At 70.9% G+C, this 12,460-nt stretch carries 9 protein-coding genes; 5 read left to right on the forward strand and 4 right to left on the reverse strand.

What is annotated here, in order from left to right; translation table 11 throughout:
* Window positions 1-40 precede the first annotated feature (40 nt).
* From ACFHWS_RS01040 to ACFHWS_RS01050, 3 genes are read left to right on the forward strand one after another with little or no spacing between them, the layout of a single operon-like run.
* The gene (locus ACFHWS_RS01040) at window positions 41-901 is read left to right on the forward strand and encodes an ABC transporter permease (RefSeq protein WP_416551419.1); all 861 of its coding nucleotides are present in this window, start codon (window positions 41-43) and stop codon (window positions 899-901) included.
* On the forward strand, window positions 898-1,899 hold the full coding sequence (locus ACFHWS_RS01045) for an ABC transporter ATP-binding protein (protein WP_416551376.1): 1,002 nt from the start codon (window positions 898-900) through the stop codon (window positions 1,897-1,899). The genes ACFHWS_RS01040 and ACFHWS_RS01045 overlap by 4 nt, the downstream gene beginning before the upstream one ends.
* A gap of 20 nt (window positions 1,900-1,919) precedes the next feature.
* Window positions 1,920-2,618 (forward strand): ABC transporter permease subunit, encoded by a 699-nt coding sequence (locus ACFHWS_RS01050; protein ID WP_416551420.1) that lies wholly within the window; start codon window positions 1,920-1,922, stop codon window positions 2,616-2,618.
* Between the two features lie 82 nt (window positions 2,619-2,700).
* On the opposite strand, the gene ppc is transcribed toward ACFHWS_RS01050, so the two are convergent.
* From ppc to ACFHWS_RS01065, 3 genes are all read right to left on the reverse strand, one after another.
* Complete coding sequence (ppc, locus tag ACFHWS_RS01055) at window positions 2,701-5,610, reverse strand: phosphoenolpyruvate carboxylase (protein WP_416551377.1); 2,910 nt, start codon at window positions 5,608-5,610, stop codon at window positions 2,701-2,703.
* Between the two features lie 276 nt (window positions 5,611-5,886).
* Window positions 5,887-6,852, reverse strand: a complete 966-nt coding sequence (locus ACFHWS_RS01060; RefSeq protein ID WP_416551378.1) for an endonuclease domain-containing protein — start codon at window positions 6,850-6,852, stop codon at window positions 5,887-5,889.
* Window positions 6,853-6,962: 110 nt separating this feature from the next.
* Window positions 6,963-7,190: a winged helix-turn-helix domain-containing protein gene (locus tag ACFHWS_RS01065; protein WP_416551379.1), complete on the reverse strand. Its 228-nt coding sequence runs from the start codon at window positions 7,188-7,190 to the stop codon at window positions 6,963-6,965.
* A gap of 211 nt (window positions 7,191-7,401) precedes the next feature.
* Between ACFHWS_RS01065 and ACFHWS_RS01070 the strand changes: the two genes are divergently transcribed.
* Window positions 7,402-7,776 carry a hypothetical protein gene (locus ACFHWS_RS01070; RefSeq protein ID WP_416551380.1) on the forward strand — a complete coding sequence of 125 codons (375 nt, stop codon included), beginning with the start codon at window positions 7,402-7,404 and terminating at the stop codon, window positions 7,774-7,776.
* Between the two features lie 74 nt (window positions 7,777-7,850).
* Here ACFHWS_RS01070 and ACFHWS_RS01075 read toward each other — a convergent pair whose 3' ends face one another.
* Window positions 7,851-8,594, reverse strand: a complete 744-nt coding sequence (locus tag ACFHWS_RS01075; protein WP_416551381.1) for a cyclase family protein — start codon at window positions 8,592-8,594, stop codon at window positions 7,851-7,853.
* Window positions 8,595-8,746: 152 nt separating this feature from the next.
* On the opposite strand from ACFHWS_RS01075, the gene mfd reads away from it, so the two are divergent.
* The gene (gene mfd, locus ACFHWS_RS01080; protein WP_416567437.1) at window positions 8,747-12,454 is read left to right on the forward strand and encodes a transcription-repair coupling factor; all 3,708 of its coding nucleotides are present in this window, start codon (window positions 8,747-8,749) and stop codon (window positions 12,452-12,454) included.
* The last annotated feature ends 6 nt before the right edge of the window (window positions 12,455-12,460 follow it).

Below are 12,460 nucleotides of genomic sequence, written 5' to 3' on the forward strand. Positions count from 1 at the left end.
CGTCGCGGGCACCACCTCGAACGGCGCGCCGGGCGGCGTCATCCACGACATCGGCTACCAGCGCTACACGGGGGTCCGGCTCGGTCGCCGGCACGTCGTCGGCGCGCTCTACGCGCACAGCCTGCGCACCGCGTTCGGGCTCGGCCGCAGCGCCAAGGCCAAGATCTTCCCCTGGTTCATCGTCGGCGTGGTGGTCGCCGCCGCCGCCGGCCTGGTGGCCGTCCGCGCCCAGATCGGCCAGGTGCTGCTCAGCTACGCGCAGTTCGCCGACACGATGAGCTGGCTGGTGATCTTCTTCGTCGCGGTGGTCGCCCCCGAACTGGTCTCCCGCGACCTCGGCAGCGGTGTGCTGCCGCTGTACTTCTCCCGGCCGCTGCGGCTCGTCGACTACCCGCTGGCCAAGTTCGCCGCCCTGGCCACCGCCGTGTTCGTGCTGCTCGGCGCGCCACAGCTGGTGATGTTCCTCGGCGGCGCGTTCACCACCGACGCCGGCTGGTCCGGGGTGTGGGACGAGGTCACCGACCTCGCTCCAGGCCTGGCGTACGCCGTGCTGTGGGCCGGTGTGTTCAGCGCCATCGGGCTGGCGGTCGCCTCAGTCACCGGCAAGCGGGCATTCGCCGCCGGTGGGATCGTCGCAGTCTTCCTGATGACCACCCCGATCGGCGGGGTGCTCTCGGTGCTGCCGTCGGTCACCGCCAATCAGCTCGCCGGTCTGGTCGCCCCGTCCAGCCTGGTGCAGGGCACCGGGATCTGGCTGTTCCGGGACGCGCTGGTAACCGAAGCCGGCACGGGTCTGGACACCGGCGGTTTCGGCCCGCTGTACGGGCTGGTCACTGTCGTCCTGATCGCCGGCTGCATCGCCGCCCTGATCGCCCGCTACCGGAAGGCGGCCCGTCGATGACCACCTCGACCTCGACCCCGAGCTCCACCCCGGCCGCCGCGGCCCCGGTTACCTCCGCCGCCGGCACCGGCACCGCCGGCCGCCCCGCCGCGATCGAGCTCGCCGGGGTGTCCCGCTGGTACGGCAACGTCGTCGCGGTCAACGACGTCAGTATGGCCCTCAACGCCGGAGTCACCGGCCTGCTCGGCCCGAACGGCGCCGGTAAGACCACGCTGCTGCACATGATGGCCGGTTTCCTGCCGCCGTCGCGGGGTGCCGTCACCGTCGACGGTGAACCGACCTGGCGCAACCCGGGCGTCTACCGCAACCTCGGGCTGGTCAGCGAACGGGAGGCCGTGCACGGCTTCCTCACCGCCTACGAGTTCGTGCTGGCCAGCGCCCGGCTGCACGGGTTGCCCGACCCGGCGGCCGCCGCCCGGCGGGCGATCGAGCTGGTCGAGATGACCCCGGCGCAGGACCGGCGAATCGGCACCTATTCCAAGGGGATGCGCCAGCGCACCCGGGTCGCCGCCGCCCTGGTGCACGATCCGACGGTGCTGCTGCTCGACGAGCCGTTCAACGGCATGGACCCGCGCCAGCGGATGCACATGATGACGCTGCTGCACTCGCTCGGCGACGCCGGCCGGACCATCCTGTTCAGCTCGCACATCCTGGAGGAGGTCGAGCAGGTCTCCGGCACCGTCCAGGTGATGGTCGCCGGCCGGCTGGCCGCCTCCGGCGACTTCCGCAGCATCCGGCGGCTGATGACCAACCGGCCGCACGTGTTCGCCGTACAGTCCAGCGACGACCGGGCCCTGGCGGTGGCACTGCTGCGCCACGACTCGGTCACCGGCGTCGACCTGACCAAGGGCGGTGGGATCACCGTACGGGCCGGTGACTACGGCAGCTTCACCCGCGCCCTGCCCCGGATCGCGCTCACCGAAGGGATCCGGGTGCACCGCCTGCTGCCGTCGGACGAATCCCTGGAGAGCGTCTTCTCCTACCTCGTGGAGGCCTGAGAGCCGTGAACTCGACCGTCATGTGGATCACCGCGCGCGGGCTGTTCGGCCGCCGCCGGTTCCTGCTCCTGCTGCCGCTGCCGGTGCTGGTGATCGCCCTCGCCGTCCTGTGCCGGTGGTTCGGTGTCGCGCCGGGCAACTGGGCCCAGCCGGTCCTGATCGCGCTCGGCCTGGCCGTGGTGCTGCCGGTGGTGGCGCTGATCGTCGGCACCGGGGTGCTCGGTTCGGAGATCGACGACGGCACCATCGTGCACGTACTCAGCAAGCCACTGCCGCGCTGGCAGATCGTGCTGCCGAAGCTCGTCGTCGCGTTCGGTGTCACCACGCTGACCGTCGCGGTGCCGCTGTACGTCGCCGGGGTGCTCGCCGAATCGGTGCGCCTCGGCCTCGCCCTGGCCGCCGCGAGCGCCGCCGGAGCGCTGGCCTACTCGGCGCTGTTCGTGGCGCTGAGCCTGGTCACCCGCCGTCCGGTGCTGCTCGGCCTGGTTTACGTGCTGATCTGGGAAGGGCTGCTGGGCAACATCGTCTCCGGCACCCAGGTGCTCTCCGTCCAGCAGTACGTGGTCACCTTCGCCGACCGGCTGGCGGCCACCACACTGTTCGACGGCCAGGTGTCGGTCACCGTATCGGTGATCATGACCGCGGTGATCGCGGTGCTGTTCACCCTGCTCGCCATCGATCGGCTCCGCTCGTTCAGCGTGGCCGGCGAGACCAGCTGAACCGACCGTACCGAGCGGTTCGCATCGGGGGGTGCCCGTGCCGGCCGACCAGTCTCCCCGCTGGTTGGCCGGCCCGGCCACGTCAGCCCGTGTTGCGCATGCCGGCGGCGATGCCGTTGACCGTGGTCAGCAGGGCCCGCTCCAACGCGGTGTTGTCGCTCGGCGCCCGCCGGGCACCCGGTGCGGTCGCCACCGTCCGCGTCGCCGCCCCCGAGTCGCGGTACTGCCGCAGCAACGCCACCTGCAGGTGGTGCAGCGGCTCCAGGTAGGTGTCCCGGACCGCGAGGGTGCGCTGCAGCACGTTGTTGTTCTGCAGCAAGCTCGACGACCCGGTGATTGCCAGCACCTCGCGTACCGTCCGCTCGTACTCCTCGGTGATCTTGTCGAAGATCGGCTGCAGCGGACCCGGCACCAGCGTCTCCACGTAGCGCCGCGCGATGCCCAGATCGGTCTTGGTCAGCATCATCTCGACGTTCGACAGGAACGTGCGGAAGAAGTGCCACTGCTCGAACATCTCGCCGAGCACGTCGGACAGGCCGGCCTCACGGGCGGCGGCCAGCCCGGAGCCGACCCCGAACCAGCCGGGCACGATCTGCCGCGACTGGGTCCAGCCGAACACCCATGGAATCGCCCGCAGCCCACCAAGCCCGGCGCCGGTGTTCGGCCGCTTCGCCGGCCGGGAGCCGATGTTGAGCGCGCCCAGCAACTCGGTCGGGGTCGCCGCCCAGAAGTACGCCGGCAGGTCCGGGTCCTCGACCAGCGAGCGGTAGCAGGCGTACGCCGAGTCGGAGACCACGTCCATCGCCGCGTCCCAGTTCTCCAGCAGCTCCAGCGGCTGGCGCGGCTCGGTGTGCAGCAGCGTCGCCTGCAGCACCGCCGCCACGGTCAGCTCCAGGTTTTCCCGGGCCAGGGCGGGGATCGTGTACTTGTCGGAGATCACCTCGCCCTGCTCGGTCACCTTGATCGAACCGTCCAGGGTGCCGTACGGCTGGGCCAGAATCGCCTCGTGGGTCGGCCCACCGCCCCGGCCGACGGTGCCGCCTCGGCCGTGGAACAACCGCAGGCGTACGCCGTGCCGGGCCGCGACGTCCCGCAGCGCCCGCTGCGCCCGGTGAATCTTCCACTGGCTGGTGGTGATGCCGGCCTCCTTGTTGGAGTCGGAGTAGCCCAGCATCACCTCCTGCACCTCGCCACGCGCGGCAACGATCGCCCGGTACGCCGGCAGCGACAGCAGCTCGTCGAGCAGGTCGCCACCGGAATCCAGCTCGGCCGGGGTCTCCAGCAGCGGCACGAAACCGACCCGGGCCAGCCCGTTGTGCACGTCGACCAGGCCGGCCTCGCGGGCCAGTACCGCGGCGGCCAGCACGTCGTCACCGCCCAACGTCATCGAGATGATGTACGACTCGACGACCTCCGGGCCGAACCGCTGCTGCGCCTCGCGGATCGTGCCGAAGACGTTGAACGTCTTGCGCGCCGACTCGGTCAACGGAACATCCATGCTGGACAGCGGACGCCGGCCGGTCAGCTCGTCGGCCAGCAGCTTTGACCGCTCGGCCCGCGACAACGAGTTGTAGTCGGTGACTTCGCCGACCCGGGCGTACATCTGGGCCAACACCGCGTGGTGCGCCTCGGCGTGCTCGCGCACGTCCAGTGTCGCCAGGTGCAGACCGAACGCCGACACCGTGCGGATCGCCGACGCCAGTTTGCCGACCGCGGTCAGCTGACCCGAGTTGCGAGCCAGCGACGCGCGCATCAGCTCCAGATCGGACAAAAGCTCGTCGGAGCCGCGGTAGTCGCGGCCGGGCACGTGCGCGGTGCCCCGGTTGAGCCGCAGCCGGGTGTTCGCCAGCTTCGCCTTCACACACCGGGCCTTCAGCCGGTACGGCTCCTCCGCGTTGGTGCGCCGGAACCGGGGCGCCACCTCCGGCAACGCGTCCAGGTCCTTGGCCAGGCTGGCCGACAGGTCCAGCGATACCCCGCGCAGCCGCCGGGACACCGACACCTCGTTGATCAAAGCGTCCATCGCCTCGTCGGTGGCCTGGATGCCGTGCTCGTGCTGGATCATCAGCACGTCGCGGGTCACCGCCGGGGTGACGTACGGGTTACCGTCCCGGTCGCCGCCGATCCAGCTGCCGAAGGTCAACGGCCGTGACGTCGGTGAAGTTTCAACGCCCAATTTGCGCAGCGTGTCGGCGAGGTCGTCGAGTACCTGCGGGGCGGCGTCGGCGTACAGGTCACGCAGGTAGTAGACGGCGTTGCGGGCCTCGTCGGTCGGGTCCGGGCGGTCCAGCCGCAACTCGTCGGTCTGCCAGAGCAGGTCCAGCAGCTCCGCCAGCCGGCGGCTGCTCGCCGAGGCGTGCTCGCTGGCCCCGTACAGCACCGCCTCGGACATCTCCACGTCGAGCTCGTCGGCGACCGCCCGCAGCTTCGACAGGATCGACCGGCGGGCCGCCTCGGTCGGGTGGGCGGTGAACACCGGGCGGACCGCGAGCCGGCGCGCGGCGGCGGCGATCTCGTCGGCCGACACTCCGCGTGCGGAGATCAACGTCGCGGCCTTGTCCAGCCAGCCACCCTCGGTGGCCCGGCGGCGGCGCAGGTCCCGGGCCCGGTGCACCTGCTCGGTGATGTTCGCCAGGTGGAAGTAGGTGGAGAAGGCGCGGGCCAGCTTCGTACCCGTGGTGACGTCCATCGCGGCGAGCCGGGCCGCGGCGGCCTCGGCGTCACTACGCACCTGGGTACGGATCTCCTCGACCAGGTCGAGCAGCGGCTGGCCCTCCTGCCGGGCCAGCGTTTGGCCGAGCAGGGTGCCGAGCCGGCGGATGTCGGACCGCAGCGCCGCGTCCGGTCCGTCCTGATCCTGACCGCTGCCAGCAGCATCGGTGCCGGCCTGCGCGCTGCCGGCCTGGGTGGCGCCGGGTTGCTGGGCGTTTGCGGGTTGGGTGGCGGCGAGTTGCTGGGCGTCGGGCATCGGGTTTGCGGACAGCTCAGTCACTAGGCGCTCCTCACGCGAGTACGAAGGACGGCGCTGTCCGACAACTTGGATGTTATCGGCGATCCCCCCGGCCACGGGGAAACTGGTGAGTCTTGTCTCAACGTTCGGCGTACCGTCCCGAAATGTCCCTTTAAAACCTCTCTCGCTGCTTGCGCCTACTGCGCTCTTCGGAGCTTCCGCCCCTCTTGTCGGCTGTCCGGGTGAGGTTGGGTCCGCGCTCTGCAAGATCATGTGAGCGCTATGGACGTCTCAGGGTCGCCGAGACGTCCATAGCGCTCACATGATCTTGGCGTCAGCTGTGGTCGGCGACCGTCCGGCGATCGCCCGGCGGACACTATGAGCGAGGTGTTCTTTTTGTCGGAGCACCTCGTCGGCCGTGCAGCGCACCACCAACCAGCCGGCCGCCTGCAGCGCGTTGTAGCGAGTCACGTCCCGGCGGAAGGTCATGCGTTCCCGGTGGTGGTCACCCTCGTATTCGATGGCGATTCGCCACTGCGGGTAAGCAAGGTCGACGCGGGCGATGAAGCGGCCTCGCGATGCGGGGTGCGCTGCCGGCGACGCCACCCCCGGCGGCGGAAGGCGCACCTCGTACTGTGGGGTCGGGCGAGGCAGGCCGGCGTCGTGCAGTAGGAGCCGGAGCCGTGACTCCATCGGCGACTCGGCCAGCGGCTCGGCGAGCGCGACGAGTTCGCGCAGTTGAGAAACGAGGCGCGCACCCGCCTTGGTGTCGAGGTAGCGGGTGAGGGCCTCGCGGCTCAGCAGGCGCCGGTGCAACATGGCGTCGAGTGCGGCGAGTGCGTCGGCGCGGGGCAGCAGCCTGCCCAGATCGAACGCGGTGCGCACCTCGGTGGTCATCGGTATGTCGTTGAACAACGTCGTGACGTCGGTCGGAGCGAGCGTGGCGTAGGTGACCGCGATTTGTCGGTTGGGTTTCGGTCGAGTCGATCGGGGCAGGGTGACGTGCACCGGGCTGCGGCGGGGAAGCAGGTCGACACCGCAGAGGTACGCGGCGCTCAGCCCGCTGATCGCCCCGCCGATCGGCAGTTTCACCGCGACCGCCTCGCACCACATCCGGTGGTCGTCGGGGTCGTACGACGCTGCCTCCACGTAGACGTCGGGAAGCAGCCGTTGCCAGGCAGGGCCGCGGAGCATTCGCCAGGTGATTCGGCCGGCAGCCACCGCTCGGCTACCGGAGAACGGGGCGAACCTCAACTCGCGGGGGACTCTGGCGGCGATCGGCATCGGCAGAGCCTGCCGGCCAGGAACGACTTCCCGCTGCCCCGGCGGCCGGTTACGTCACCGATCCGACTGTTCCCGCACCAAGACGCCTTCGCGCATGAGCCGTCGGCTCGTTACCGGTCCGACTGCTTCCGCACGAAGACACCGGCGCCGGGTGCGCCGTCGACGAGCCCGCGTGCCTTCAGCCAGTCGATCGCGGCGCGGACGACCTGGCGGGAGACGTCGAACTCAGCGCACATCTCGGTGCCGGACGGCAGCTTCGCGCCGGGCGGGTACTCGCCCGACTCGATCCGCGAGGTCAGCGTGTCGATCAGGCGTTGCTTCTTCGTGTAGGCAGGCATGGGCATGACTTCCGTGGCAGGTATGCCCATGTGATCACGGATCTTGTCCGAGCGTCAATGTCAAGAACCGACAGGGCTTGACCTGACATGACAGGTAATCCTAGATTGAGCAAGTCGACCGTGGCAGGTCGAAGTGGTGAGATCTGTAGGCGGCCCGGGTGGAGTTGGCGCTCCAGGATCCCGGGCCTTGACCGGGAGAGGACCCCGGCCCATGAGCAATCTACCGAAGCGCGCCCATCCGCCGTGGTGTCTGCGCGGCCCCGACTGCGCCACTACGCCCGACAGTGCCGCCTGGCACTCGTCTCGCCTGCTGCGAGTCGCCGCGACCGACGTGCACCCGTGCGTGGACGTCGCTGTCGGCCGCTGGCAACTCGATCCGGCCGGAGCACCGCAGGCGGCCCGCAGGCAGCGGACCGGCGCGACCTGTCCGGCAGCGGCGCTGGCTGGTGGCGTACTGCTGGAATTTCGACTCGGTGACGACGTCGACCAGTGGCCGCTCGACGGCGCGCAGGCGCTCGCCCTGACCTGGCTCATCCCGCGACTGCTGCGCGACGACGTCGCGTCCCGGCTCCGCCGTGCAGCCTGACGGGTGCCGGCTGACGGGGCGGCCGGTGACGGTCAGGCCGGTAAGCCGGTCGGCGGCCGTAGGTTCAGTACGGGTCAGTCGACGATGGCGTACGCGCGGACCGGCGCGGTGTCCAGCCCGGCGAACATCGGCGGTACGGCGCTGAACCGGAACCCGTACGCCGGTAGCTCGCCGAGCCCACGTAGGTGCTCGACGATCGGGATCCCGGCGGCCAGCAGGATGCTGTGCGCCGGCCGGGCACCGTTGGCCGAGGGTGCGGTGTCGTCGATGTTGATCGAGTCGATGCCGACCAGGGCGACTCCGGCCGAGGCCAGCAGCTCCGCCCCGTCTGCCGTCAGGTACGGGTGGTCCGGGTCGGCGTACCGCTCGGTGCCGAAGTGCGCCGACCAGCCGGTGTCCAGCAGCACCGCCCGCCCCGCCACCGCGCCGCCGGCGGCCGTGCCGTCGTCGGCAGCCGCGTCGCCGGCGACGGCAGCCCCGGCCAGGTGCGGGCGCAGCAGCGCGGCGTCCACCGCTCGCACCGAGGACGGCACCCGGACCACCACGCCGGGCAGATCAGCCAGCTTCTCCAGCGGCAGTCCGGCCAGGTCCGCCCCGTCGGACCAGCGGTGCGACGGGGCGTCCAGGTACGTGCCGGTGTTGCCGATCATCGTGATCTGGTTGATCCGGAACGTGGTGCCGGCCGCGTACCGCTCGGCCGAGGCCTCCCGGCTGAGCCACTCGGTGATCGCCGGAGCGGGTAGTCCCGGATAGGTGACCATGCCGTCCCGGACGACGTGGCTGAGTTCGACGAACCGTTTCTTGGTCGGTGTGCCCATGTCCGGCGAGGTTAGTGGGTGAGGGCGGATCGGTGGGCGGATAGGCTGGTAGGCCTGACCCCCCGCCCGGACCGGGCGTGGGGTTGTCGTCGCGTGCGCGCCGCCGAAGCGCGCACCACAGCAAGGCGTATCCCACCGCGGAGGTTGTAACCATGACCGCGCTCGCCGGCCTGCTCAGCGCCGCCCTCGCCGATCCCGCCCTGACCCGGGTACGGGATCTGGCCAAGATCGCCACGCCGGAAAAGGACGGGTTGGACGTCACCGCGCCGCCGGCGCTGCGTCCGTTCACCGTCGCGGCGGTGGCCGCCGAGGCGCAGGCGGGCGGGGCGGGGCGACCGGTGCTGGCGGTCACCGCGACCAGCCGGGAGGCCGACGACCTGGCCGCCGCCCTCGGTGACCTGCTGCCGGCCGGCCAGGTGGCGGTCTTCCCGAGCTGGGAGACGTTGCCGCACGAGCGGCTGTCGCCCCGCTCGGACACTGTCGGGCGGCGGCTGGAGGTGCTGCGCAGGCTCGCCCATCCGGTTGCCGAGTCGGCGCGCGGGGTGACCGGTGCGCTGCGGGTGGTCGTGGCCCCGGTCCGCTCCGTGCTGCAGCCTCAGCTCAAAGGGCTCGGTGACCTGGAACCCGTCCAGCTGGCACCGGGCCGGGCGGCCAGCCTGGAGGAGGTCGTCGACCGGCTGGTCTCGATGGCGTACGCACGGGTCGACCTGGTCACCAAGCGCGGTGAGTTCGCGGTTCGCGGCGGCATCCTGGACGTGTTCCCGCCGACCGACGAGCACCCGTCCCGGGTCGAGTTCTGGGGCGACGACGTCGAGGAGATCCGCACCTTCGCCGTCGCCGACCAGCGCACCATCGAAGCCGTCGACCGGCTGTGGGCACCGCCGTGCCGGGAACTGCTGCTCACCGACCCGGTACGCCAGCGGGCCGCCGAGCTGGCCAAGCAGCATCCCGAGCTGGGCGAGATCCTGGACAAGCTGGCCGAGGGCATCCCGGTCGAAGGCATGGAGTCACTGGCCCCGGCCCTGCTGGACGGCACCGACAGCATGGAGCTGCTGCTGCACTGCATGCCGGCCGGCACCCACGTACTGCTCTGCGACCCGGAGCGGATCCGCACCCGGGCCCACGATCTGGTCCGTACCTCGGCGGAGTTTCTCGAAGCCAGCTGGGCTGCGGCCGCCGTCGGAGGCCAGGCCCCGATCGACCTGGGCGCAGCAGCCTTCCGCACCCTCGCCGAGGTACGCGCGGTGGCCGCCACGCTCGACCAGCCGTGGTGGACGCTGTCCCCGTTCGGCCTGGCCGAAGCCGACACGGCGACCGACACCGACACAGCAGGCGCGCAGCCATGGGAGGACGCGCTGGCCCCGGTGAGCGTCAGCCCGGACACTGGCGACGCGGTGGCGTTGGCCGCCGTCCCGGCACCGCTGTACCACGGGGAGACCGCTCGGGTCGTCGACGACCTCAAACGCTGGACCGGCGACGGCTGGTCGGTGGTGCTGGTCTTCGAGGGGCACGGGCCGGCACAGCGGTCAGTCAGCGTGCTGCGCGACGCCGGTCTCGGCGCGACGCTCGTCGAGACCCTGGCGACCGCGCCCACCCCCGGCGAGCTGGTCGTCACCTGCGGCAGCCTCGGCAACGGTTTCGTCGCCGAGCGGGCCCGGCTGACGATCGTCACCGGCGCCGACATCAGCGGCGGTCGGGGCGCGTCCACCAAGGACATGCGCAAGATGCCGAGCCGGCGGCGTAACACCATCGACCCGTTGGAGCTGCGCGCCGGCGACCACGTGGTGCACGAGCAGCACGGCATCGGCCGCTACGTCGAGCTGGTGCAGCGCAAGGTCAACGGCGCCGACCGGGAGTACCTGGTCATCGAGTACGCGCCGGCCAAGCGCGGCCAGCCCGGCGACCGGCTGTTCGTCCCGACCGACCAGCTGGACCAGCTGTCCCGCTATGTCGGCGGGGAGCAGCCGACGCTGCACAAGATGGGCGGCTCGGACTGGCAGAAGGCCAAGACCCGGGCCCGCAAGGCGGTCCGGGAGATCGCCGCCCAGCTGATCCAGCTGTACGCGGCCCGCAAGGCCGCCAAGGGGCACGCCTTCGGCCCGGACACCCCGTGGCAGCGGGAGCTGGAGGACGCCTTCCCGTACACCGAGACCCCGGACCAGCTGGCGGCGATCGACGAGGTCAAGGGCGACATGCGGCAGTCGACCCCGATGGACCGGCTGATCTGCGGCGACGTCGGCTACGGCAAGACCGAGATCGCGGTACGGGCGGCGTTCAAGGCGGTGCAGGACGGCAAGCAGGTGGCGGTGCTGGTGCCGACGACGCTGCTCGCCCAGCAGCACTTCAACACGTTCGCCGAGCGGATGGCCCAGTTCCCGGTCGAGATTCGGCAGCTGTCCCGGTTCGCCACCCCGAAGGAGACCGAGCAGACGCTGACCATGGCCGCCGAGGGCACCGCCGACATCGTCATCGGTACCCACCGGCTGCTGCAGTCGGCCACCCGTTTCAAGGCACTCGGGCTGATCATCGTCGACGAGGAGCAGCGGTTCGGGGTGGAGCACAAGGAGCACCTGAAGTCGCTGCGTACCTCGGTCGACGTACTGACCATGTCGGCGACGCCGATCCCGCGCACCCTGGAGATGGCGATCACCGGCATCCGGGAGATGTCGACGATCGCCACCCCGCCGGAGGAGCGCCACCCGGTGCTGACCGCCGTCGGGGCGTACGACGACAAGCAGGTCGCCGCCGCGATCCACCGTGAGCTGCTCCGCGACGGCCAGGTCTTCTACCTGCACAACCGGGTCGAGTCGATCGACAAGGCTGCGCGGCGGCTGCGCGAGCTGGTGCCGGAGGCGCGGGTCGCGGTGGCGCACGGCCAGATGGGTGAGGACGCCCTGGAGAAGGTGATGGTCGGCTTCTGGGAGAAGGAGTTCGACGTCCTGGTCTGCACCACGATCGTCGAGTCCGGCATCGACATCCCGAACGCGAACACGCTGATCGTGGAGCGGGCCGACCTGCTCGGCCTGGCCCAGCTGCATCAGATCCGCGGCCGGGTCGGCCGGGGTCGGGAGCGGGCGTACGCCTACTTCCTCTACCCGCGTGAGAAGCCGTTGACCGAGCACGCCCACGAGCGGTTGGCGACCATCGCCCAGCACACCGAGTTGGGCGCCGGCATGTACGTGGCGATGAAGGACCTGGAGATCCGGGGCGCCGGCAACCTGCTCGGCGGCGAACAGTCCGGCCACATCGAGGGCGTCGGGTTCGACCTGTACGTGCGGATGGTCGGCGAGGCGGTGCAGAACTTCAAGGGCGAGTCGCCCGACGACGCCGAGGCCGCCGAGGTGAAGGTCGACCTGCCGGTCGACGCGCACCTGCCGCACGACTACATCGGGGTGGAGCGGCTGCGGCTGGAGATGTACCGCAAGCTTGCCGGGGCCCGCGACGCCGCCGCGCTGCAGGAGGTCGTCGCCGAGATGACCGACCGGTACGGCGAACCACCGGCGCAGGTCGGCAACCTGGTGGCGGTGGCGAGGTTCCGGCTGCTGGCCAAGGCGTACGGGCTGACCGATGTGTCGATGCAGGGCAAGCATGTCCGGTTCGCCCCGCTGGTGCTGCCCGACTCGAAGCAGCTGCGGCTCAAGCGTTACCACCCGGACTCGGTCTACAAGTCGGCCGCCGACCAGGTCAGCGTGCCCCGGCCGACGACCCGGCGGATCGGCGGCGAGCCGCTGCGCGACCAGGCACTGCTGGACTGGTGCGCCCAGTTGCTGCGTGACGTGCTCGGTGACCCGCCGACGACGGGTGCCGTACCGTCGACGGACAGTGCCCGGGTCGGTGCACCGGCCGGCAGGGGTGCGTGAGAGAGT

The organism is Micromonospora sp. LOL_013 (assembly GCF_048060315.1).
Taxonomy (GTDB): domain Bacteria; phylum Actinomycetota; class Actinomycetes; order Mycobacteriales; family Micromonosporaceae; genus Micromonospora_E.

What these genes read in the sequence shown, in the direction of transcription:
- ACFHWS_RS01045 (WP_416551376.1), top strand. Translation starts at nt 898, where the DNA reads ATGACCACCTCGACCTCGACCCCGAGCTCCACCCCGGCCGCCGCGGCC.
- ACFHWS_RS01050 (WP_416551420.1), top strand. Translation starts at nt 1,920, where the DNA reads ATGTGGATCACCGCGCGCGGGCTGTTCGGCCGCCGCCGGTTCCTGCTC.
- ACFHWS_RS01060 (WP_416551378.1), bottom strand. Translation starts at nt 6,852, where the DNA reads ATGCCGATCGCCGCCAGAGTCCCCCGCGAGTTGAGGTTCGCCCCGTTC.
- ACFHWS_RS01065 (WP_416551379.1), bottom strand. Translation starts at nt 7,190, where the DNA reads ATGCCTGCCTACACGAAGAAGCAACGCCTGATCGACACGCTGACCTCG.
- ACFHWS_RS01070 (WP_416551380.1), top strand. Translation starts at nt 7,402, where the DNA reads ATGAGCAATCTACCGAAGCGCGCCCATCCGCCGTGGTGTCTGCGCGGC.
- ACFHWS_RS01075 (WP_416551381.1), bottom strand. Translation starts at nt 8,594, where the DNA reads ATGGGCACACCGACCAAGAAACGGTTCGTCGAACTCAGCCACGTCGTC.
- mfd (WP_416567437.1), top strand. Translation starts at nt 8,747, where the DNA reads ATGACCGCGCTCGCCGGCCTGCTCAGCGCCGCCCTCGCCGATCCCGCC.